At 34.7% G+C, this 22,222-nt stretch carries 22 protein-coding genes; 14 read left to right on the top strand and 8 right to left on the bottom strand.

Annotated elements, in window-relative coordinates; translation table 11 throughout:
- Positions 1-41 precede the first annotated feature (41 nt).
- The 3 genes from SYJ56_RS04470 to SYJ56_RS04480 all read right to left on the bottom strand — a co-directional run bounded on the left by SYJ56_RS04470 (position 42) and on the right by SYJ56_RS04480 (position 3,804).
- On the bottom strand, positions 42-2,576 hold the full coding sequence (locus SYJ56_RS04470) for a TonB-dependent receptor (RefSeq protein ID WP_416377780.1): 2,535 nt from the start codon (positions 2,574-2,576) through the stop codon (positions 42-44).
- A gap of 121 nt (positions 2,577-2,697) precedes the next feature.
- Positions 2,698-3,525, bottom strand: coding sequence for a GLPGLI family protein (locus SYJ56_RS04475; protein ID WP_323832434.1), 828 nt, complete (start codon positions 3,523-3,525; stop codon positions 2,698-2,700).
- Positions 3,526-3,573: 48 nt separating this feature from the next.
- Positions 3,574-3,804 carry a hypothetical protein gene (locus SYJ56_RS04480; protein ID WP_323832435.1) on the bottom strand — a complete coding sequence of 77 codons (231 nt, stop codon included), beginning with the start codon at positions 3,802-3,804 and terminating at the stop codon, positions 3,574-3,576.
- Between the two features lie 267 nt (positions 3,805-4,071).
- On the opposite strand from SYJ56_RS04480, the gene SYJ56_RS04485 reads away from it, so the two are divergent.
- The 8 genes from SYJ56_RS04485 to SYJ56_RS04520 all read left to right on the top strand — a co-directional run bounded on the left by SYJ56_RS04485 (position 4,072) and on the right by SYJ56_RS04520 (position 13,492).
- The gene (locus tag SYJ56_RS04485; protein WP_416377781.1) at positions 4,072-4,596 is read left to right on the top strand and encodes a site-specific integrase; all 525 of its coding nucleotides are present in this window, start codon (positions 4,072-4,074) and stop codon (positions 4,594-4,596) included.
- Between the two features lie 13 nt (positions 4,597-4,609).
- Complete coding sequence (locus tag SYJ56_RS04490) at positions 4,610-5,446, top strand: hypothetical protein (protein WP_323832436.1); 837 nt, start codon at positions 4,610-4,612, stop codon at positions 5,444-5,446.
- Between the two features lie 87 nt (positions 5,447-5,533).
- Entirely contained in the window at positions 5,534-5,815 is a 282-nt protein-coding gene (locus tag SYJ56_RS04495; protein ID WP_323832437.1) for a helix-turn-helix transcriptional regulator, read from the top strand.
- A 107-nt stretch (positions 5,816-5,922) separates the two neighbouring features.
- Entirely contained in the window at positions 5,923-6,945 is a 1,023-nt protein-coding gene (locus SYJ56_RS04500) for an AAA family ATPase (RefSeq protein WP_323832438.1), read from the top strand.
- 191 nt (positions 6,946-7,136) lie between these two features.
- Positions 7,137-8,183, top strand: a complete 1,047-nt coding sequence (locus SYJ56_RS04505) for a toprim domain-containing protein (RefSeq protein ID WP_323832439.1) — start codon at positions 7,137-7,139, stop codon at positions 8,181-8,183.
- Positions 8,184-8,575: 392 nt separating this feature from the next.
- Positions 8,576-9,325, top strand: coding sequence for a hypothetical protein (locus tag SYJ56_RS04510; protein WP_323832440.1), 750 nt, complete (start codon positions 8,576-8,578; stop codon positions 9,323-9,325).
- A gap of 739 nt (positions 9,326-10,064) precedes the next feature.
- Positions 10,065-11,915, top strand: a complete 1,851-nt coding sequence (locus SYJ56_RS04515) for an ATP-dependent nuclease (RefSeq protein WP_323832441.1) — start codon at positions 10,065-10,067, stop codon at positions 11,913-11,915.
- Positions 11,912-13,492, top strand: a complete 1,581-nt coding sequence (locus SYJ56_RS04520; RefSeq protein WP_323832442.1) for a UvrD-helicase domain-containing protein — start codon at positions 11,912-11,914, stop codon at positions 13,490-13,492. The genes SYJ56_RS04515 and SYJ56_RS04520 overlap by 4 nt, the downstream gene beginning before the upstream one ends.
- Positions 13,493-13,832: 340 nt before the next feature.
- Here the strand turns inward: SYJ56_RS04520 and SYJ56_RS04525 are convergent, their stop codons facing one another.
- Positions 13,833-13,994 (bottom strand): hypothetical protein, encoded by a 162-nt coding sequence (locus SYJ56_RS04525; RefSeq protein WP_323832443.1) that lies wholly within the window; start codon positions 13,992-13,994, stop codon positions 13,833-13,835.
- Positions 13,995-14,293: 299 nt separating this feature from the next.
- On the opposite strand from SYJ56_RS04525, the gene SYJ56_RS04530 reads away from it, so the two are divergent.
- The 4 genes from SYJ56_RS04530 to SYJ56_RS04545 all read left to right on the top strand — a co-directional run bounded on the left by SYJ56_RS04530 (position 14,294) and on the right by SYJ56_RS04545 (position 18,301).
- Entirely contained in the window at positions 14,294-15,151 is an 858-nt protein-coding gene (locus SYJ56_RS04530) for a hypothetical protein (protein WP_323832444.1), read from the top strand.
- A gap of 209 nt (positions 15,152-15,360) precedes the next feature.
- Entirely contained in the window at positions 15,361-16,125 is a 765-nt protein-coding gene (locus SYJ56_RS04535) for a hypothetical protein (RefSeq protein WP_323832445.1), read from the top strand.
- Between the two features lie 2 nt (positions 16,126-16,127).
- The gene (locus tag SYJ56_RS04540) at positions 16,128-17,414 is read left to right on the top strand and encodes a hypothetical protein (protein ID WP_323832446.1); all 1,287 of its coding nucleotides are present in this window, start codon (positions 16,128-16,130) and stop codon (positions 17,412-17,414) included.
- A gap of 539 nt (positions 17,415-17,953) precedes the next feature.
- Complete coding sequence (locus tag SYJ56_RS04545; protein WP_323832447.1) at positions 17,954-18,301, top strand: hypothetical protein; 348 nt, start codon at positions 17,954-17,956, stop codon at positions 18,299-18,301.
- Between the two features lie 154 nt (positions 18,302-18,455).
- Here SYJ56_RS04545 and SYJ56_RS04550 read toward each other — a convergent pair whose 3' ends face one another.
- Positions 18,456-18,653, bottom strand: coding sequence for a hypothetical protein (locus SYJ56_RS04550; RefSeq protein ID WP_323832448.1), 198 nt, complete (start codon positions 18,651-18,653; stop codon positions 18,456-18,458).
- Between the two features lie 329 nt (positions 18,654-18,982).
- On the opposite strand from SYJ56_RS04550, the gene SYJ56_RS04555 reads away from it, so the two are divergent.
- Both SYJ56_RS04555 and SYJ56_RS04560 read left to right on the top strand, forming a co-directional pair.
- On the top strand, positions 18,983-19,615 hold the full coding sequence (locus SYJ56_RS04555) for a hypothetical protein (RefSeq protein ID WP_323832449.1): 633 nt from the start codon (positions 18,983-18,985) through the stop codon (positions 19,613-19,615).
- Entirely contained in the window at positions 19,612-20,118 is a 507-nt protein-coding gene (locus tag SYJ56_RS04560; protein ID WP_323832450.1) for a CpXC domain-containing protein, read from the top strand. The genes SYJ56_RS04555 and SYJ56_RS04560 overlap by 4 nt, the downstream gene beginning before the upstream one ends.
- Positions 20,119-20,205: 87 nt before the next feature.
- Here SYJ56_RS04560 and SYJ56_RS04565 read toward each other — a convergent pair whose 3' ends face one another.
- From SYJ56_RS04565 to SYJ56_RS04575, 3 genes are all read right to left on the bottom strand, one after another.
- Entirely contained in the window at positions 20,206-20,475 is a 270-nt protein-coding gene (locus tag SYJ56_RS04565) for a hypothetical protein (protein WP_323832451.1), read from the bottom strand.
- 7 nt (positions 20,476-20,482) lie between these two features.
- Positions 20,483-21,229: a ParA family protein gene (locus SYJ56_RS04570; RefSeq protein WP_323832452.1), complete on the bottom strand. Its 747-nt coding sequence runs from the start codon at positions 21,227-21,229 to the stop codon at positions 20,483-20,485.
- 67 nt (positions 21,230-21,296) lie between these two features.
- On the bottom strand, positions 21,297-21,665 hold the full coding sequence (locus SYJ56_RS04575) for a helix-turn-helix domain-containing protein (protein WP_323832453.1): 369 nt from the start codon (positions 21,663-21,665) through the stop codon (positions 21,297-21,299).
- Positions 21,666-22,222 lie beyond the last annotated feature (557 nt).

The raw sequence follows: 22,222 nt of genomic DNA on the forward strand, positions 1-22,222 counted from the left end.
GCTTACCGATTAGGTTGGGAGATTTTTGATCGAACTATTTTTCAGAAGGAAAAATTTAGTTTAACCAAATATTGTCTAGGCCGCAAGGGCACTTCTTGAACTCCCAGAACAAACCCGTTTGAAAAATAACTACTAAATAAATCAGTATCTAAGATATTATTGCAGGTAACACTAAAATCCATCCTTGTTTTTGGTATTGTAAATCGATAGGTTATATCCAAAAAACTGCTTGATTGAGGTGAATTACCGTTCTTAACTTGGCTTGAAACATACTGAAATTCTGACCTCAATAAATGATTTTTTAAAGGAAATAAATCTAGCCCCAATTCTGAGTTTAATTGTCTGATTTGTGAAATTCCACTATGGTCGCTTAACGAATTAATTATATTTAAACCTGTTTTGAAATCAATCCCCAGAAATGCCTTAGGTTTAACAGCAATATCAAAACCTGTTGAATATATTCTGTTGGAATAATCGACAAGTTCTTCATTGGTCAATTGAGGAAAGTCTTGAAACTGAATTGAACCGTGCATGGTAACAGTAGTATAAATATCAGCCAAATATTTACTTCCTCTCAAACTTAGGCCACGTTGGACTGTATGATTTTCAAAATCCAAAATCGATTTAGTTGATCTACCTGAATCAAAAAGTATATATTTAGTTATTACATTTTTTTTAGTTTTGGAAAAGGAAGCACTCAACTCAAAAAACACTCCATACACAGGGTTTTTATAATCAATTCCGTAATTGAGCATCAATCTGACAGCTTCAGGAGTCTCACTATCACTGATGTCAATATTCCTATAACTTGTCACAATACCAGATGGATAGTAATCTTCTCCTGTACCAAACTCATTTTTTTTCTTAAATGAGATTGTATTTGAAACTTTTCCAGTAATCTGATACTTCAAATACAAATGGGGCTCTAAATATATTTTTGTAAAGTTAGAAGACTGCAGAGTAGAAAGGTTATTCCTATTGATATAGGTTACGTAAAGTGGTACATCGGCTTTTGCCTGAAAGCCATTTTTCTCAAACTCAAAGGAATTAGTTACGTTCGTAGAAATATTTGCAAAAGCCGTTTTATTTCTTTCCAAAGCCACTAATTGATCACCTGCTATAGAATCAAATGATAAGTTGCTGCCCAGATTATCCAATAAAACACTCAATCCTAGACTGGATTGGATATTGATTTCATTTCTTGTCTTAAATGCCAACCCCAGTGAATTATCCAAGAATAATCTCCGGAAATCTACAGATTGCGTTAATACTTTTGAGGAATCAACCGAATGGCTAATATTGTCAAATATTGGAGGATCAAGATTTAATAACTGTTGAGATTTCTGAAATGAAAAAGTAGATCTGAGATCAAAAAGTTTATTCTTTATAGGAGTTAAAAGCTTGAGTTTATTTTCAATTTGAAATACAGGAAGAGATGCGGATCCATTTATTGGACTTTGGTTATAAAAAACATTGCCACCAAACTCATTCTTAAGAAAATCAAAAGAGGTAGTATTGTCAAAATAGCTGCTAGAAACATTTCTATTCCAGTTCAATTCTCCTATTACTTTTTTCCGTCTTATCGCCCACTTTGTATTTTCCACAAAGGTAATTGTATCTGCATCAGGTAAAAAGTAGGTCGTAGACCTATCCTTTTTTTGAGATATATCTTCCTGATTAAAACCAACATTTAACCTAAACTCAATTCCTTTGCTATTTTTCGTCAATACATTAGCGGACCCAAGATAACTTTCATTAAATCTTGCTCTCTCTTTGGGAAATCCCGCCATTTCTAGAGTCGGGAAATTGAACCATTCTTTTACTGTCCTTTTATTTACTAAATCAAAAAGATCGTCTATCGTTAAGGTTTTTTGTTCGTCCTCCAAACTCGCCCCAACATTATTGCCTTGAATACTAAATAGCGCTTGAAAGCCTTCTTTAAAAACCATTGGTGAAACCTTGGAATCCGTTAAAAATGGACTTCCACCAATACCCGCATATCCTGAGCCAATCCAAGTATTCTTGCGTTTTAATTTGACGTTCAACGCTGCCCTGTCCGAAAAGACTAAAGAATCCAGAATTTTTATTGGTTGATGATTTTCCAACACCTCTACTGACTCAACAGCATCTACCGGGAGGTTTTTATTGGCCAGATTGTAGCGTCCTTGTAATAAGTCCAACCCTTCGATATAAAATTTAACTAAAGGTCTGCCTTGGTATTGAATCATCCCATTACTCAATACTTCTATTCCTGGAAGTCGCTTCAATACATCACTAAGTACTCGGTCGTTTACAGTAGAAAACCCGCTGATATCATACGAAATCGTATCGTTCCTTTTTGTAACGGGGTTTTTAATACCCCCAACAGTTACCTCTTCAAGATCCAGAGAAGAACTTTCCACTTCAATCACAAATGGTTCACCACTAAGCGATAACAGCACCTCCTTCTTTTGGATAGTCATTGCGTTTATTATTAATAAAACACTATCCACTTCAGAATTGAATTCTATTTCAAATTGACCTGATTCGTTTGTAAATCCAAATGCAACAGTTGCGGAATCCGATGTATTTTTCACTAGTACATTCGCTCCAAATACAGGTATTTTTTTTGAGCTTTCAATGATTTTTCCCCGAACTACGGCCTGAGAAAAACAGGCCAATATTGAAAAAAAAAAAAGAAAAACAATAATCCTATCTTCATTTGCCTACCACCAATTCTAGTGGATTATTCTTTTTATCATACCGTACTTGTACATCCCTTATGGCCTCATCAGAAACTGAAGAAGGCTTTCCGAGAAGCGCTTTCCGAACATCCTTGTACATTGACTTTTTCGTCAAAAAGAACTGTTCCTTTGGAAGGGAAATAGTTTTTGAAAGAACCCTTTCTCCCATTTCTATTGAGGTATTCCTTATCCCAACTAATTCAAAACGATAATAATTCTGAACATCTTCCAATTGAAGAATGAGTCCCGGAAGACCATTAAAAACATATGGGCCATCACTCAATGGGATCTCTTCAGTATACCAAGCAATAAAATTACGTCCTGCATAATGAATAGAAGCTTTTTGGCATTTATACCCTAAAATTTCCTTGTATTGATCTTCAATTTTCCAACCATCCATTTTTAGAGGCTGGGTATACTCGAAATTGTCAAAAAATAAATTATTGTAAGCTGTAATCTCTTTTTCCTTCCACGATTTATGAATAATAAAATCAAATGAGGGTTTCTTCATTGAGACCATTTGTCCTAAAATAGCAGACATGTTCAAGTCTCTCGGGTTTGTGCTCTGGTTTGAAACAGCAGTTTTAAAAGAGTCTGATTGATACCTATAATAACTTTCAAAGACACTATAGTTATTTCCGCTCCAAAGCACCATAAAGTCAGTGTTCAGATTATTTCTATCTGTAGAATCGCTAGAATAGGTAGCGGAATAAAAAAAGGCCTTATCACTTATTTGCCCAAAAACGTTCATTGATGAACACCATAAGAACATAAAAATAAATATGGATTTTTTTTTCTTCATGGTATTTTTTTGTCTTTTTTGAAAATGGGAGCAAGTGCTCCCTTAGATTTAACCACAATGGAAACTCTCCCACTCAGCAGCATCTTCAAGCAATTCCGTTATATTACAGCCCGAGGCAACCGCAGTTTTCCCACAAGTAGTTGTGAATGATTCGTACTGCATCTCTTCGGGAGGACACATACTGAATTTATCCATTTTTCCTTTATCTGGGACTCTTGGCCCAGCGAAGGTAAATGCAAATCCTGAAATCAGGAAGCAAAATAAAATAAGCTTTTTCATAGTGAATTTGTTTAAAATAATTAATAAAAGAATAAAAATTATGCGACCGTCAACATAACTGAATTTCAAGTTATTAAAAAACAATTAAAAACCAAATAGTTGTTTTATTTTTTAACTACTGTGTCAATTACAGGTTTTGAAAATTAAGTTACGCATCAGAGGTGGCAAATTTAATGACCGATATTAAGGAGTATTCCGTAAAATAAAGACAGGCTGGAAGTAATTGCACTTAATCAAAAGGAATTTGATGCGCTGTATGCACTTGATGTGGATTCCAAATCAAGGTTAAGCCAAGTGAAAGATATTTTTCTTTTTAGCTCTGTGACGGGTTATAGATTTTCAGATTTGTGTCAACTTAAGCGGGAACATATAAAGGTTGATGAAATTCGAATGACTATCACAAAAACCAAGGAACCTTCAGTGGTGCCTCTCACACGTATTTCCTGGGAGATTTTGAAAAAGTACAGTGATAGAATTTCTCCACTACCAATGATATCAAATCAGAAGTTCAATAAATACGTCAAGGAGCTTTGTAAGCTAGCTGAAATCAACGACACTATAGAGATTATTCGGTACAGAGGATCTGAAAGAATAGCCAACATGTGCCCCAAATATGACCTAGTTAGTGCGCATACTGGAAGAAAGACATTTGTGACAATTTCTCTTGCTAAAGGAATTCCGGCTGAAGTGGTAATGAAAATAACTGGCCACTCAGATTATAAAAGCTTTAAGCGATACGTTGATGTAGATGAAGATCGTAAACGAAATGCAATGAGTCTCGCCTGGGACTAAACCAACTTTACAAATGAAAAAATTTGACCCGAATCTTTCACTTGGTCAATACAAAACAAAAGAATCATTCTGGTATTTTGATGAACTCTCTGAAGAGGAGAGAATTTTAGCCTACCGACTAGGTTGGGAGATTTTTGATCAAAGCAAAATGTTCTTTGCCGATTTCTCCTCCTTTCATAAAAGGAAAGGATTCATTCTTCAGAGTCTGGGGTATTCCATAGCTGCAGTACTTTTCCTCTCTGTGTTTTTTATTATCCTAGTACATCCATCAGATTTAAAGTATGCTTTTGGAGGATTCGTTTTGGCTGGGTCACTGATGACATTCATAGTGATAATGGGTAAGGCCAGAAAAAATCTGCGAGAGACACAGCGATTTTTCAATTACATAGATCCAATTGACAAACCGGAAAACTTTAAAGCATTTCAAAGTCTTCAGCTTAATGACGACGAAGGAGCTGAGACATTCTATTCCAATTTACGGAAAGGCAATGATTACCAGGAAGAGCAAATTGAAATAGTGGAATATGATAAAACGGTTTCACTTCTCGCCATCGAATTTTTGATAGGGAATCTAGGAGAATTAAATGATTTGAAACAAAAGGCACTTCAACAAGATCCAGAATTAACTAGCGGAGGATTTGATAAGGTAGTATCTAGTGTGATGGGGGGAACCGATAGAGGTGTCCGTGACTACTTCTCCAAAATCTCAAATGAAATTCTGACTACAAAAAAGCTAAGCAGCAAAAGAAAAGAACAACTTTTTAAAGTCAGAGAAATTTTTGTGAAAGCAGGATTAAGGGAAAAAGCTGTCTCCATCGACGATTTTATTCAAGAAAGAACAAATTTGTAACCCAATTATTCTTTTTGGATAGTATCCCATTACCTATCCAAACCCTTTTTTGGGCAGATTCGGCCAGAAACAAAATTTCAACCGATTATGAACAATCTAATTTTAAGTCCCATCGAAAAAGGGCAGCTCATCAATGAAATAGCAGAGGCTATTGTCCACAAGCTATCCAACATTCCTACTGCTTCTACACCGGAAGATGAATTCATCAAAATCCCCGAAGTGATGAAGCTCCTTGGGCGATCCCGTACTACAATAAATAATTGGAGGAAGGAAGGCTTTCTAAAGGAGCATATGATAAACAGTAGTGTTTATTTCAAAAAATCCGAAGTTCTCAATGCTGGTCGTCAGCGAAATCCTAGAAAAAAATAAAGCGAACCCTTTCGGATTCGCTCAAATTATTTTGTGGATTCAGTATCCTGTTTGACGACTTAAAGATACTGTTTCTGCATTCATATTCAAACTCTTACATGCAGAAAATGGAAAATTACGTTCAAAATACTAATTCCAATACCCCTCATTCAGAGGGTTTTTTGATCATCAAATCAGCCAATGAATGGATAGATGAAGCTAAAACCAAACCCATCCCCAAAAAGATATTTGGGCCATTCTGGTATGAGGAAGAGCTGTGCATTCTCTTCGCAGATACCAATCAGGGAAAGTCACTGCTCGCTGTTCAAATTATAAATAGTATTACTAAGGGTGTTCCAACACTTGGTGTAGAAATGGATCTCAATGCTTCTAAGGTAATTTATTTCGACCTTGAACTGACAGCTAAGCAATTTGAAATGCGGTATGCCCAATACGACGAGGATAAGGATATTCTATTTGATCATTTTAAATTCAGTGAACATTTTTTAAGAGCAGAGATCAATCCTTATGGGCACGATGAGACCATAGAAGAATACGAAGCCTTTCTCTTTAAAGAGATTGAAAGTCAAACATCAAAGTCCGGCGCTAAAATACTGGTGATCGACAATCTGTCCTGTGTAATATCGGATAATGAAAAAGCCAGAAACACCACTCCGTTTCTGATAAGGCTGAATAATCTGAAGAAAATGCATGGCTGGTCAATTTTGCTGATTGCCCATACTCCGAAGAGAAATCTGTTTGCTCCAATAAGTAGAAATGATATCCAAGGGAGCAAAAGCTTTATCAATCTCATTGATTCCTGTTTCGCTGTTGGAGAGAGCCAGAAAGATCCATCCCTAAAATATTTAAAGCAGATCAAAGTGAGGTACGGAGCTTTTCAATTCCCATCTGAAAATGTCATGGTCTGCAAAATCGGTAAGGAATCGAATTTTAGCTCCTTCAGATTTTTGGAATTGGGAAAGGAATCCGATCATCTGAAGCAGATCAATCTTACAAACAAGGCTCAGATTAAAAGTAAGGCATATGAGCTTAAGGAAGAGGGCCACTCCAATGTGAAGATTGCCCAGGAACTTGGAGTCTCAGAGGGAGCCGTGAGGAAGTGGTTAAAGCAGCTTGAAGTAGAAGATTAGTGTAATTCGCACTATTCGAACGGTACGAGGGGTACGAGGTGTGCGAATTGTACGATTTCTTATTACCTGTAAGCCTCTTTTCTTTTTGATGTAATCGAAATCAAAGCAGCAAAAGAAAAAGCATAGTGACCTATCGCAGGTATTTATATTGATATATTTGTGTAAAGATATTTTTATATAAAAGTGTAAATATGTTTAATTATTCTGAAGTAAAACGTGAAGCAGAACGAATCAAGCAAGAGTTTCCTATTGTAGATTATTTCCAAAGCTTGGTTAATTCTGGTTTCCTCAAATATGAGGGAATACAAGGAAAAGAACATTTCTTCGGGTTTCTGAATCAGCGAACCGGATCAATTGCGGTAGATGATCGTGCGAATGTGTGGTACGATCATTCTGCTGGAAGAGGAGGAGATATCATTGAAGCTGTCCAGGTTTTTGAGAATCAGACGTTTCCCCAGTCAGTTGAAAGACTATCCGGGTTATCCCCTGAAAGCGTTATTGTTTCAAAGAAGAAGCCAAAGCCAATTCCAAAAATTGAGATTGAGAGCGTTGAGGAAATCTCCCATTTGGCCTTGGTGAATTATGTTCGGACAAGGGGACTAGACCCAAGTGAGATAGCGCCTTTTGCAAAAGAGGTTCATTGGCGAAACAAGGGTAAGAGTTATTTCGCAGTGGGGTTCCCCAATGAGTCTGGAGGTTGGGTCCTTCGATCTTCCATTTTCAAGGGAAATATTCTGGGAGGAGGCGTTTCTATCCAGATATTGGGTAAGCTGAAGAGGATAAAAATCTTTGAAGGCTGGTTTGATTTTTTTAGCTACCTGAAGCTATCTGGAGCCACGGATTTTAAGGCAATAATTTTGAATAGCACTGCTAATCTCACTTTACGGTTAATGCTGGATATTTTGAAAGAATGCGAGGCAGTAGATCTCTATCTGGATAATGATGGTACTGGTGACCATTGCACTAGTAATTTTATTAGGGTTGCTCAGCTGTACAACTACTGTCTTGAAAATGGATTGGATAGCGATTGGGATTTGAAAGCTTTGCGAGGGAGTAGGGATAAAGTTGGGAAGTTACTGTCCGACCTGGAAATCAAGTCATCCAAGAAGAAGGAAATTTTGAAGATACAAACAAGGGTTTCTGATCAAAGAGGCCATTTCACCGGTTTTGAGGATGTAAATGCGTTTTTGATGGGAACATCCAAGAGTAAATATATTCAGCTTAGCTGTGATCGATAATATCCCGCCATCAGCTTCTGTAATTAAAAATGTGTTCAGAAGTCATGTAAGGGGTAAATACTTTCTATTAATGAAGTTTACGTTCATAAGGAATGTACTTCGAAACATATTTCGATAATATTGACGGAGTTATTGGTAATCATGGTATGAATTTGTCAAAATACTGGACTGCTGTCTATTACGAACTGAAAAGGGTGTATAAAGTTTTGGTTTTCTTACTTAAATACTCAAGGAATTATTTTAATGTTAGTGCATCAAATCGTTTCGAAAATGATTATATTTAATTGGGCGTGAGGGATCATATAGAGAGCTATCCTATCTCTCTAAAATCGCCAACTTTTTTAACTGCAAATATAATTTACATCAACTACTCAAATTAAAACGAATTAAAAATGAAAAAGCTATTAACTATTCTTGCCATAGTTTCATTATGTTCCAATGGTTATTCAAAAGTTTCAATTAATCTTTATTATACTTCGGTCTTTTCGTCAACTATTAAAAACGCAAATGTTTTAAGTGCCATAGATACTGTCACTTATGGGAAAGATACTCTGCAGGTTTTGACACTAGATGTTGTTCTTACTTGCGAAGAGGCAAAACAAAAAGTTGCTTCTAATGACTATGATATTTCGGAGATGAATATAATACTTATGAAAGTTGCACAATGTAAGAATGAAGAATACAACAGAGCTCACCCTGACTCCACATATGTAACAGTTGTGACAGAAGTAATAGAAGAAGATGGAAATTCAAAGATTATGTTTAACACTATTAGCCTCAAAACAGGAGAAGACATGGCTGAGGCCACAAAGGCGTTGATAGGTTTAGCAGTTTTTGCAAAGACTAAAGATCCTTTAACTACAGTTATAGCTTCAGCTGCTGGCAATTATACAGTTGATAGCTATTTGGAAGCAGCAAAATCCAACGATCCATTAATAATTCTATTTCCTACACTTATTCCAGGTAAAAAATTAACAACCGATATTTATAAAAGCATTACAAAAACTCAACCAGGTAGGAAAGCAGAAGTAGTGGTGAGTACGTTAATTACAAAAGCTAAAAATAACCCTGAAGATATAATTGCCCCAACTGTAACAATTCCTGCAAAAGTTCTTATAAAAACATGGAAAAAATTTTTTTAGAACAGATGCTACTTTTTTTTAACACCTCTCTAAGTGTTGGGACAATCGTACATGTTTCAAGTGTTGTTTAGTATTCTGCTATTGAAATGTGGGTTCATATAACCAGATTGTGATTTTAAAGCACTCTCTCTATTAGGTTTTGAAGCAAGTATTATGGGAGACTTAATTATAGATTACACATCATCTGGGATTAGGTGGTCAGAGATATTTTAAGCGTATTTTACTGACCACATGAAGCATTAGCGGTTTATACTTAGGTAGATTCTCAAATGTATTAAAATGGGGCAGAATAAATCCTGGATTCCTCGGTGTCAAATTCTTTGCTAGATACTTTTTCTTTTTACTGAGTTTCGGGTTCTGGATTGATCAGCATTCCAAGTCCTCTTTATTTGGTGCCCAAATTTTTATTGCCCTTGCTTGGGTCGTTTGGTTTCTTAGCAATTTTGTGCTCAGTTTAGTTTGGTGATAATTTCCTCGACTAGCATTTTATAATCCTTCGCCCCGTTGGATTTCGGTGTATAGTCAAAAATGCTTTGTCCCTGCAGGTGGTCTTTTTTTTTCAATAAAAATATCCAAAGCCCACTTGATGGTTTCGACGAAATCCTTAATTTAGTCACGGGAGAACCCCGAAGACCTGTGGACAAGGGCGATATAGACGCAATAAGGTAGCGGAACTTCGATAAGTGTTGGACGATATTTTATTCCAGAATCAAACTTTAAAAATTAATAATAAAATCTAATGTATATTAACAAGATAATCATCCAAAATTACAGGAATTTTCTAAGTTCAGAAATTGAGATGAAGCCTTTTACTCTTGTTATTGGTGAAAATAATATCGGTAAGACCAATATACTGAATGCGATTGGTTTAATTTTCAGCCAAGAAATTACATTTTTCAAGAAACGCTTTTTAGAAATTGATGACTTCAACTATGATATTATTAAATCATTTAAAGAGAAAGTAGCAGATAAATCTATCTTAAATTTGAACGAAATAGAACTTCCTTCAGTCAAGATTGAGGCGTTTTTAAAGGATTTCACAGATGAGCAAGCTGCTATAGTAGCGGATTGGTGCATAAATCGTGAATTAACAAAAGCAAAAATTGTATATGAATTTTCTCCTCAAGTAAGCTTCAAAAAAGAAGAATGGATACAAAAACAAAGAGAAAGAGCGAGCTTAGATTGGACAATGATTGATTTTCCGATAGATGCATACGAATATACAATTTATGGAGGTGATGATACATCAAACCGCTGTGATATGTATTTTTTACGAATGTTAAAAATGGAATTTTTAGATGCCTTGCGAGATGCTAAAAAAGAATTAGTTGCAAATAGTGATAGTCGGTTACTTTACAAAATTTTGAATAGAAAAGAACTTTCAAACTATAATAAAATCAAAGAAATTTTGGGTAGTTTGACAAAGGAGTTGAAAGAGGATAACCAAAATTTGAAGGATATAAAAGAAGATGTAAATAAATTACTTGATAAAGTTTCATTAGCAGATGCAAATACAGTAAATGAAATAGATTTTAATTTTACTTCGCCTGAAACTTCTGAAATTCTAAAAAAACTAAGTATTACTTATGGATCAAATCCAATCAGTGTAGAAAGAAATGGTTTGGGTAGAAATAACTTGCTTTATATTTCATTATTGCTTTCTCAAATAATTGAGGAAGAAAAAATGAAAGCAGAACAAAAAATTAGAGATTTTACGGCATTTCGTTTAATTGCCATAGAAGAACCCGAAGCCCACCTGCACCCAAATCTGCAAAATCATTTGGCTGAAAATATTGAGGGAATTGGAAAAGATAAAAAACACCTTCAACTCATATTAACATCTCATTCATCACATATCACATCAAAGTTAAGTTTAGCAAATACTTTGGTCTTGTTCAAAGAAGGGAAATTAATAAAATCACATTATATTTTAAATGGCTTGGACAAAAAGCAAGACGAAAAAAGTACTAACTATTTGGCAAAGTATTTAGATGCTACCAAATCCACATTGTTTTTTTCAAGAAAAATCATCTTAGTAGAAGGCATCTCAGAACAACTATTAATGCCCATATTTTTTGAGAAGGTTTCAGGCAAAACACTTGAGAAGGAAAATTGCACTGTAGTAAATGTAAATGGAGTTGCTTTTGAGCATTTTTTGAAAGTAGTAAAAAATGGCCTTTTTGTAAAATGTGTCGTTTTTACGGATAGTGATACTAGTAAAAAAACAAAAAATCGTGCACCAGCACTCAAACGGGCATATTCAAGTTTAAGTGGTTTGATTGACATTCAAATTTCTTACGATGAAACTTTTGAAAAAGACTTGATAAGAAGTAATAAGTCGGGTATCGGTAAAAGCACTTTACTTGATATTCTTGAACGAACCAAGAAAAAGTTAAGTAATAAGCAAAATGTTACAAAATTTAGGACTACGTTAGAGACTGGTGACATAGATGTAGATGCTTATTTTAAAGAAATTGAAAATTATAAATCTGAGTTTGCTTTTAATCTTTTAGATAAGATGAGAGAAGATTTGAAAATAATTTCAGTTCCTACATACATTCAAAACGGCTTAGATTTCCTTGCGCAATGAAAGCAGAAAAGCCAATGTTAGTAATTGCGGGTGCGGGTAGTGGCAAAACTACCAATATGGTAAAAAGAATTGTAGAGTGCTTGCCCAAATTAGAACCGCATCGATTTTTGGCAGCAATTACCTATACCAATGCGGCTACCAATTCTATAAAAGAAAGATTAAGTCATCACACTAAAATTCCTGCAAATGTTTTTGTAGGTACGACCTATGCGTTTTTTAATAAGTTCTTAGTTTTACCTTATGGGAGTTTATTGCCAAGAGTAATCGAAGACAAAAAGAAAGGAACAAGCAGAGAGGATTTTATCGCTTTGGATAAAATATTCTTTGAGTTAGAGGATAGAAGACTTGAACATATAATGAGAGGCAAGTATTCTAATTGGGATCAAAAAGATGCTAAACAAAAACAAATAGCGGAATATGCTTTTATTAACCAATTAGTTAGACAAGGGAAAATACCATTTGATAAAATTGCGAGTATTGCATCTTATTTAATATGTGATTATAAAATAGTAAGAGAGCAGGTTGGTAATAGATTGCAGTTTTTGTTTGTTGATGAGTTTCAAGATGCTAATAATAAACAATTTGCTGTGTTTGAAGAAATTAGAAAATCAAAAAAAACTAAAATCTACAAAGTAGGTGATGCTGAACAGTTCATATCTAACTTTTCAGCTGGTTTTAAAGATTTTTCTAAAATTCCTATTGTACAACATAAGGCAAAGTATGAAGTAATAGAAAAAAAAGATAATAACCGTTGCAGTTATCAAATTACAACCTTTATAAATAAATTCAATACTCAGTTACAACAAGAAGCGCGTTTTTCAACTGTTGAAAAAAATGGCGTATTTTTTATTTCTCAAACTGATTTGTTACAAATTTCAAACACTTTTAAAGACAAAACAGAAATATGGAAAGATGAACATGATTTCAAGAGGTTTTATTTAGCGTTTAAAAATAAAGAATTTGATAGCGTTACAAGTGAATTAGGTCTAATAAAAATCTCTAATGAAAGTAAAAAATCATATCATTTGCTTTCAGAGGTTATACTCATTATCACCAAATTAATTGGACTTAATTCAAAACAAATTTGTGAAAAATACAACATCAATACAATTCAACTAAGAACAATTGCCATAAATTTATGGAAAAAAGACTTTACAAATTTTGCGGAGTTTAAGACCTATTTTGAACAAGATTTCAACTTAAATATTTCCACAGAAGAAAATTTTGATTGCGAGAAGTTTTTTAATGAACTACAAAACTTAAAAGTAATTACAAATAATCAACAACTAACAGAATATACAACTACCATTCATAAGTCTAAAGGATTGGAGGCGACTTGTGTATTAGTTGTAGCAACAAGCAATAGTGAAATTGAAAAATGGTTAGAAAACAATCCCAGTAGTAGAGTAGCAATTCAATTTAGCAAGAAAAATAAAGTAAAGGCTTTTGAAGATGATTATAGATTAGGTTTTGTAGCATTTAGTAGAGCAAAAGTTGCTTTATATATTGCTTGCTTAGAGGAATTAACTCCAATTAATAAAAATAAACTACAACAATTGGGAGTAACGTCAATTTAAAAAAAAAACATCGCAACAACGAATATAGCTTAAAGGGAGGGGAATGGTTATGATAAAGGTTTTTGCGCCGTAGTCCGTTTTGGTTTCGGGAGACAGGGATGTGCTTTGAAACTGCCAAAATCTATATGCAAACCGTTAAGCGGTATTTAACTAGAAAATAATGAGTTTTAGACATGTGGATATTCCAGTGACATGCTCCGGATTTTTTCACTCAAGTAGTGAATAAGAGGGGGTCAACATCTGCCGGAATGACAGTCGATTAAAGCCTTTAAAGACACTTTAACCTTCCGGATTCCTGCACCGCGAGGGGGTCAATTTACTCCGATATATCCAACATGCCTTAAAGAGAAGTGAACGAATAATAATGTTCCTTCACGAGTATTATTTCGAACAATCCAGTATTGTTACTTTCGGGTTCAGTGTTGATCAGCATCCCTAAGCCTCTTTGTTTGATGCCCAGATTTTTATTACCCTTGCTCGAGTCGTTGAGCTTCTTAGCCATATTTTGCTCAGTTAAGTTTGGTGATAATTTCCTCGACTAGCCATTTCATAATCCTTTGCTCCGTTTGAAGCCGGCGCATAGTCAAGTATGATTTGCCTCTGCAGGTGGTCTTATGATTTCCAATAATAATTTTCAAAGTCTGCTTGATGGGATCGACGAAATCCTTAATTTGGTCACAACAGAAACCCGAAGACCTGTGGGCAATGGCGATATAGACAGCAATAGGGTAGCGGTACTTCTATAAATAAAAGTGTTGCCAGCAAGTTTAAAAAAGAACTTTACAATTAATATACTAATTTATGAAATTTAATATATTTTATTCTTGGCAATCAGATTTACCTAACAAGACAAATCACACAGCGATTGAAAATGCGCTTAAAAAAGCAATCAAAAATATAAAGAAGGATGAGTTTGATTTAGAAATAGCAATTGATAGAGATACAAAAGGATTATCAGGTACACCAGATATAAATAAAGCTATTTTTGATAAAATTAAAAACTCACAGATTTTTGTTGGTGATATTTCGATTATTAATTCAAAATCTGACATTGATAGAAAATGTCCAAATCCCAATGTTTTAATAGAACTTGGATTTGCTACTGGTGTTTTAAAATGGGATAAGGTAATTAGTGTGTTCAATAAAAATTATGGTTCACCTGAAGATTTACCATTTGATTTAAAATTTAGAAGACCTTTGACTTATAATGCTTCTGAAGAATTTTCAGACATTGATTCTCTCGTAACAGATTTAGAAAAAGCTATTAAATCAATAATTTCGGATTATAAGCATGTCAACACTATCTATGCTGGAAGAAGTCATGGACGACTTGAAAATATTGATAAGGATGATTGTATAAAAATAATTAAAGGATTAAAAGAAACAGTAATCCTACTAGAAGGAAAAAATGAAGTGCGAACAAAATCTGGAATTAAAGATTTTTTATCACTTGATTCATATGTATATTTTGCAACTCCTTCTAGATTGGGGAAAGCCACAGCTGGCGTGAGTGGTATAGATGGTGGATTTAAAAAAGTAGGTGAAAAAATAATGATTAATGAAGAACCTTATAGTGAGATTGAATTTGATTTATATTGTTTTGAGAATGCTTTGAATGCGAATATTGACTTTCAGATTAGATATTATGATTTAGAATAAAACCAGCTGGCAACATACAATATAGCCAATAAGGGTTTCAGTGGTATGTGATAATTTGTAGCCCGCTTCGACTTTTCGTGTACCTTGATAGAAAATCGCCCGTAATCCTTTTCTGGCCATATTTGTCAACCGTATGCCATTAAAAAAAGAACTACATGCTCAATTTAAAATATAAACTACTCTTTCAGGGAACTTAATGATGTAACAATATGAATAGTAAAGTAACTCAAGAAGAACTAGATGAGTATGTTTCTAAAGTTCCAGATTTTATTGATGCAGCAGAAGAGTCAATTAGAAACTCAATTTTCAAGGTTGAACAAATTGTTATTGAGCTATCAAATGCTGCCCTTAGTGATGATTTTCGAGAAGCTAAAAGACTACTCATTGCTATACTCAATTTCATTCAGAAATGTAAATCTGGTATAGTTGGTAAGTCAACAGAGACTATAAGTGAAAAACTAACACTTATAGTTAATTACTATCAAAGTGTTCATCATACTGAAGATTTATTGTTGCGGGGGCAATATATTGCCGTTGCTGCACTAATGAAGAAAGACTTTGAAACGATGGTAAAACTCAGAGAAATTAGTGCAGGGAAAGCGAAATATGGAAAAACCCCAAATGCAAATCATGCCCCGAAAGAACTGAAATTCATATACGGTCAGCTCAATGATGTAGCACATATTTCAAAGAATCATGCGATTAGCTTTTATGTTGAAAAAAGTGACGGTTACGAAGTTGGGGTTAGCGCTTCTCCGCAGTTTAAGGAAGAACAGTTCAAGTCTTTTTATGCTTATCACCTTTCTATAATGCAAACCATTTTGGCAGAGGCAATATCCCTATATAAGGAGATGTACGGCATTGATAAAAATTATAAGGACATGATGAGCTATTTCGTGATTGCAAATGACGTAATTAATCAAATTGGTGAAAAATATTTAGAAGAGGAAAAAGGTGAAACAAAAATGGAATAATTATGAGTAGAAGGCTAAATACTGTTCTTGGTTTTTACTTGCCAAGTTTTTTAAGAATGCATGTTGGCACAGAAAAAAATCTTGAGAACTTAAGTGAGCTTGATGATGAATATGCTGAGTCAGTATATATTCATGAATACACTCACTTTATTCAAGACCTCAGCACTGTTTATGGACTGTTTAATATGCATGTAATTGTTGAATACATGAAAATGGCCAATAATGCAGTTATTGCAATCCTACCTGGCCCTTTTAACGTTCCTGTTATGCCGATTCCAGGAGGAAATGACAATGTTGATGTTCACATGAAGTTATCTAATTTTTTCACTGGGACAGGTGAAGATAATGAAATCACATTAGTTGGACATAAAACTAGACCCGAAACTATAGTTACGAGTACGAGGGATATAAATATATGTGTTGTCGAGATTGAATATTTAGACTGTGACGGAAACTTACATAGTTTTGATTTTGGAGAATTGTGTATTTCTGAAAATATGGCATTTATAATTGAAAGTGAATGCTATGAAAATTGTGCGCCATCACCACAAATCCCTTATCACTCGGTTGAATTATTGGTTGATTTTATTTATGCTGATTTTGCCAATGATCGATTAAATATTCTTGCCCTTTGCGATATTTCTTTACTTACTCAAAATCCTGGTTTATATTTCTATGAGACATTAATAGCTTTTAGAGATGAAGAATTAATTTTCGAAACACCAGAAGAAGTTTACACTTATTGTTACAACAACCCTCCTCCTTTCAATACTCATGGAGGCGTTACAACATTTGGGCAAAACATAGATTTCTGGAAGAATATAGGGCAACAAGATATTGTAGCATATCTCAATGATCCAATATTTAGTTCTATTAACCAATGGTTATCAAATATGGTGGAGATAGCTGTTCAATTCAGAAAGGAAAACCGTCACTTTATAATAGATATTGCCAGGGGGGGGAGAATGAGAGAGAACGAAACATTAATATCATATATGAATATGGTGGGCACACCTTTAGTAACCAATGACCTCAATGAGGTTACATTATTTAACCCCTATTCGACTGCAAATTTGAACTTTAGCTTGATTTGGGCAATCGAACAAGTTAATTCTGTGTTTTTTTGGAACCAAAGACATTGCAAGCTTAAAAATTTATGTTCCGATAGTGGTATAGCCATTGATTCAAGATGCGATAGTGATCCTTGGTTAAGGTCTACAGATAGTAAAGGTTGCCCATTCGCAACGGTCTGGCATCATTGGAAATTAACCGGCTATTACCCAGTATAAAAACAGCATACAACATGGTAAATGATATTATAACGACCATTTATACTAACCGTTCTTTTTCTAAGGGAGTGTTAGCTTAACTGTCCTTTCCTTCCGTTGGGGTCCCCCAACGGAAGGAAACTAAATTATTAATATTTATTCTACATCCAAGCTCAGGCTCAAGCTTATTGCTCCGTTAAATATATTTTCAGTTGCATTAACTCACAAATTGTCATAAATGATATACGAATCAAATGAAAGACTTCCGAAGTTAGGCTTTGTAGTCCTGCTTTTAGTGTCATTCTTGTCAGTGCTTTATACAATCATCAATAGAAGATGGGAGGTAATTATAGAAAATTCCCTTTATATATTTTTATTGATTTTCGTGGTTGCCCTGACGGCGTTGCTAATACTTTATTTGAGTGATCAAACCATTAAATTTCGTAAAGAAAATTTCTTGCCTGGCTTAGGGTTAATTGCAATAATGAGCATTTTCTTCTATTCATTCGGAGTAATTTTAGAAGATTCCAAAAATTATAAAAGTTTGCAGTTCTTCCATTTTGAGCGAAATTGGTCAACCTTTAGCTGCTTCAATAATACTGGCAATTGGTTTGGCGATCTTCTATTTCAGATTTCATTTAAGAGCTCTTTACGGCTTAATAGAAGTAGTTTTAGGAATAATTATTGGTACCGCAAAGGTTTCTGAAAATTTGGAAAAACTAGAATCTTCTAGCTTCTATATAGCAATGCTAACAGCTTCTATTTATTTAGTAGTTAGAGGTTTTGACAATATGCATCAAGGTTCAAAAAACCCTAATGATTTATTAATGAAGAAATTGAAAAAACACAACAATCAATATACTAATACTGAAACTACCAAACAACATTTTTCTGCATTTGGGTTTTAGTTGAATTACCTAAAACCAAGAAATATATGTATAATTGTACATATTCTGACCCCAATTCACAAACACAGCAAAGGGTGATCGTCGCATCCCATAATACTCCGCAACCGCCTTCAAAATCATGTCTCGCATTGATAGCTTGGTTTCTCTGCCGATCTCATATTTGAGTTTGTCGAACATAGGAGTTGGAATACGAAAAGAGTAGATTTTCACATCCTCGGTTTCGAATTCCTTGCTGGATGTTTTTTTCTTTTTGCGGTGTTTCTGGATTGGCATTGATCAGCATGCCAAGGCCTATTTGTTTGGTTCCTAGGTTTTTATTGCCCTTGCTTGGGTCGTTTAATTTTTTGGACATTTTGATTTCAGTTTAGTTTGGTAAGAATTTCTTCGACTAGCAATTCGTACTCTTTTGCTCCATTTGATGCAGGTGAATAATCTTAGATACTTTGACCCTGCAGTTGGGCTTTCGATTTTCGATGAAATATTCAAAACACGCTTGATGGGATCGACGAATTCCTTAATTTGGTCATAGCAGTACCCAATAACCTTGTTGAAAATTGCGATATAGACTCATTAGAGAAGCGTGATATGAGTAAATACAATTTTTGCCTGCAATTGGGTTGGGTCCGTGGACAACAGACCCTAGAATAAATAAGAATTAGTAAAAAGCTAAAACGGGACTATATGAGCTTACTAAATTTCATGGAGAAAAAAGCAAACGAGAAAGGAATGGCAATCTGCTCAAATTGTGGTACACCCGACATCTTTTTTTCCTTGATAGAAAAGTGTACAGAATGTGGTAACTCGTTAAAGGAAAAGCCAAAAAATAAAAAACTTCAATACTCACTTGAGGTTTTAATAGAATTTATAATTCAGTTTGATGAATTTATGCCAGCCGAACCAAAAAAGATTTTTAGTCAATTGGGGAAAGCCATTATTCATAAGATTAAAAATACTGATTCTATTGATAATACTAAGCTTATTCAGTTTCAATACTTATGCTTGAACATTCCTATACTAGGGAGTAATACATTCGGAGGTGCAGTGGATTGTTCAAAAATGTCAATTCAAATGGTGGAGTCTTGTCCTGACCCTTTGACAGTCGGGAAATCACTTTCAGCAGTCGTGCTTGCTCTTAATTATATAAAATCATTTAAAGTTGCTAACGAATATATTATTGAGAATGCTCCAAGCGTAAAAACTCCAAGCCATCCAATTGGTAATAAGAATGTATCACAAAGTATAAGCGGTTGTCTTAATTCAATTATTCTCTTTGGCATGACCCTATTAATCATAGTTGCAATATTGCTTTTATGAGTAAACTAGTAAACTATTCCATTCCTTGCCCACAATGCAAAGTGATTAGTGAGCAAAAAATATTTCATTCAGTCAATACAAATATTGACGACATTGCTGAAAAGCTACTGAGAGATGAAATCAATTTTGTTAGATGCAATAAATGTGGAAATTCCTTTCATGTGAAGGCAGGGTTTTTGTTTAACAACATAAAGAAAATGTATGCCGTCTATTATAATCCGACATCATTTGAGGAAAATGAACGCGAAAGTCAAAATATTAAGAAGATGTTAGGTGATAATTTTTATCTAGCTAATCCAACAAGGTTTAAGGACTGGGAACAATTCAAAGTTGAAGTAAGAAAAAGAGAAGGACTTAATTCAAACAAGCCAAGCCAGAGAATTCAATATTCAGTCCGAGTTTCGAGTAGTGCCTCATTTAACTATTGGACTTGTGACATTTGTGACGGTGACTCAGATTCAGGATGCATGTATTTTGACCCAACGGAGTGTCCACGACATTGATTAATAAACTCAACGGCCGGCACAAAACCTATACGTAATTCCCTTCGGGACACTTCGCAAAGCCCGAACCCGTTGGCTATCTATTATCTAAATCCCATAATGCTCCGCCACCGCCTTTAAAATCATATCTCTCATTGATAATTTGGTTTCTCTGCCTATTTCGTATTTCAGCTTATCAAACATTTCAGTAGGGATTCGAAGGGAATAGATCTTCACATCCTCAGTGTCAAACTCTTTGCTTGATATTTTTTCTTTTTGCGGTGATTCGGGTTCTGAGTTGATCAGCATTCCTAAGCCTCTTTGTTTTGTGCCCAGATTTTTATTGCCCTTTCTAGGGTCGTTTAGCTTCTTAGCCATGTCAGTTTCAGTTTAGTTTGGTGATAATTTCTTCGACTAGCATTTTATAGTCTTTGGCTCCGTTTGAATCTGGTGCATAGTCAAATATGCTTTGTCCCTGCAGCTGAGCTTCGGCCAGTGCTACGTTGATCCGGATTTTGGTGTCGAAGACTTTATCCTGCAAATCCTCGGTTAGTTTTTCTACGATAGTTTTGGTCAAGATCCGGTTTGTATTGATTTGGGTGATGAAGACTCCTCCGATTTCCAGATTTTCGTTTAGGTTTTCCCGTACTTCCTGGACAATTCCCAACAGCCGGTCCACTCCCTTGTATGCGAAGTACTCTCCTTGTAATGGTAACAAAATAGTGTCACTCGCTACCATGGCATTTACTGTCAGAAGCCCAACGGAAGGAGGGCAATCTATGATCACATAATCATAATTTGGGCGAACTGTTTTTAGCAATTTGTTCAGAATTTGCTCTCTGCCGATTTTGGAAACAATTTCCATTTCTGCACCCAAAAGATCTATAGAAGAGGGTACCAAATCTAGGTTTTCTTTAATGTTGAGAATTGGTAATTTTTTGTTTTCCCGGATGGAGTCATAAACTGAAACCTCGGGATCTACTATCCCAAATCCCTCGGTTAGATTTGCTTGAGAATCGATATCAAGTAAGAGAACTTTCAATCCTTTTTTCGCTAGACCAGCACCGATGTTTATAGAGGAAGTCGTTTTACCTGTCCCTCCTTTGTGGTTCATAATTGATATAGTTTTCATTGGCTTGGAGTTTAATCCAAGATACAAAAAATCATTTAGGTAAAAATATATTTATATAAAAATGTAATTAATTTCTCTTCAATTGAGTTTCTAGATTTTTAATTGTTTCGAGGTACTGCTTTTTTTCAGATGACAAGTGATTGATTTCCTTTTGAAGTTTATCAATCTCCAATTTTAAGTTGGCGATTAAGGTGTGATCGGACTGGGATTGTATTTCATTTATCGGCAGGAACATTTCTCCTTCACCGGATTCTAACCAACTCATGTTTACATGATGCTCCCTTTTAAGAAGGATTTTAATTTTTCCAGATACATTGTTTTTGCCTCTTTCAATGTCTGAATAACCAGCTTGAGTTAACCCAATAGATGAAGCGAATTCCACCTGGGTTTTATTTAAAAATTTTCTAACAAATTTTAACCGCTGATTTTCAGTCATGAGCGAGTATCTCTATTAATTAAACTAAAAAACATGTTTTTAAATATCGCAAAACCATATATTTGTATATGAGGGTATATTCAAACGGAATAGTCCACCAACCTTTTACAAATTGGGCACTCTGGGAGATTTATAAAGACTGCCCATATACCAGTTTACGCGAAGGAATAAGGCGCAGACCTATTTCCTTTAGCCGATTGATACGCTATCATGTTGTACAAATATATGCTTATAAGTGCATTTTAAAAGATGGTTATTGGCGTTTCTTAGTCACTACATTTCTATATGTGGCTATATACTGATATATAGAAAAAAGTTTTCGGGATATCGCAATATATAGGCCTGTATAGATCTGTATATCAAAAGGATGAGGTGTTTGATTATAGCTAGCACTTAAATTTTAATCATCTTTTTGAGACTAAAAAATACGTCTAGAGTTCGACGAGCGTTGAAGATATACCTTCGGGTTTTGCCGATTGTTGAATTGAAAGAAGGAGGTTGCGGAACCCTTTGCGTGTTCCATGCAAGTTGTGTATTTGTGACACAAATTCTGGCGA

The organism is Algoriphagus aurantiacus (assembly GCF_035156405.1).
In the GTDB taxonomy this organism is placed as follows: Bacteria; Bacteroidota; Bacteroidia; order Cytophagales; family Cyclobacteriaceae; genus Algoriphagus; species Algoriphagus aurantiacus.

Bases quoted from the DNA above. Each gene is read 5' to 3' on its own strand.
- SYJ56_RS04555 (WP_323832449.1), top strand. From the start codon at position 18,983: ATGAGCTTACTAAATTTCATGGAGAAAAAAGCAAACGAGAAAGGAATG.
- SYJ56_RS04575 (WP_323832453.1), bottom strand. From the start codon at position 21,665: ATGACTGAAAATCAGCGGTTAAAATTTGTTAGAAAATTTTTAAATAAA.
- SYJ56_RS04500 (WP_323832438.1), top strand. From the start codon at position 5,923: ATGGAAAATTACGTTCAAAATACTAATTCCAATACCCCTCATTCAGAG.
- SYJ56_RS04495 (WP_323832437.1), top strand. From the start codon at position 5,534: ATGAACAATCTAATTTTAAGTCCCATCGAAAAAGGGCAGCTCATCAAT.
- SYJ56_RS04480 (WP_323832435.1), bottom strand. From the start codon at position 3,804: ATGAAAAAGCTTATTTTATTTTGCTTCCTGATTTCAGGATTTGCATTT.
- SYJ56_RS04510 (WP_323832440.1), top strand. From the start codon at position 8,576: ATGAAAAAGCTATTAACTATTCTTGCCATAGTTTCATTATGTTCCAAT.
- SYJ56_RS04525 (WP_323832443.1), bottom strand. From the start codon at position 13,994: ATGGCTAAGAAGCTCAACGACTCGAGCAAGGGTAATAAAAATCTGGGC.
- SYJ56_RS04535 (WP_323832445.1), top strand. From the start codon at position 15,361: ATGAATAGTAAAGTAACTCAAGAAGAACTAGATGAGTATGTTTCTAAA.
- SYJ56_RS04570 (WP_323832452.1), bottom strand. From the start codon at position 21,229: ATGAAAACTATATCAATTATGAACCACAAAGGAGGGACAGGTAAAACG.
- SYJ56_RS04550 (WP_323832448.1), bottom strand. From the start codon at position 18,653: ATGTCCAAAAAATTAAACGACCCAAGCAAGGGCAATAAAAACCTAGGA.
- SYJ56_RS04565 (WP_323832451.1), bottom strand. From the start codon at position 20,475: ATGGCTAAGAAGCTAAACGACCCTAGAAAGGGCAATAAAAATCTGGGC.
- SYJ56_RS04490 (WP_323832436.1), top strand. From the start codon at position 4,610: ATGAAAAAATTTGACCCGAATCTTTCACTTGGTCAATACAAAACAAAA.
- SYJ56_RS04475 (WP_323832434.1), bottom strand. From the start codon at position 3,525: ATGAAGAAAAAAAAATCCATATTTATTTTTATGTTCTTATGGTGTTCA.
- SYJ56_RS04530 (WP_323832444.1), top strand. From the start codon at position 14,294: ATGAAATTTAATATATTTTATTCTTGGCAATCAGATTTACCTAACAAG.
- SYJ56_RS04520 (WP_323832442.1), top strand. From the start codon at position 11,912: ATGAAAGCAGAAAAGCCAATGTTAGTAATTGCGGGTGCGGGTAGTGGC.
- SYJ56_RS04505 (WP_323832439.1), top strand. From the start codon at position 7,137: ATGTTTAATTATTCTGAAGTAAAACGTGAAGCAGAACGAATCAAGCAA.
- SYJ56_RS04560 (WP_323832450.1), top strand. From the start codon at position 19,612: ATGAGTAAACTAGTAAACTATTCCATTCCTTGCCCACAATGCAAAGTG.
- SYJ56_RS04515 (WP_323832441.1), top strand. From the start codon at position 10,065: ATGTATATTAACAAGATAATCATCCAAAATTACAGGAATTTTCTAAGT.
- SYJ56_RS04540 (WP_323832446.1), top strand. From the start codon at position 16,128: ATGAGTAGAAGGCTAAATACTGTTCTTGGTTTTTACTTGCCAAGTTTT.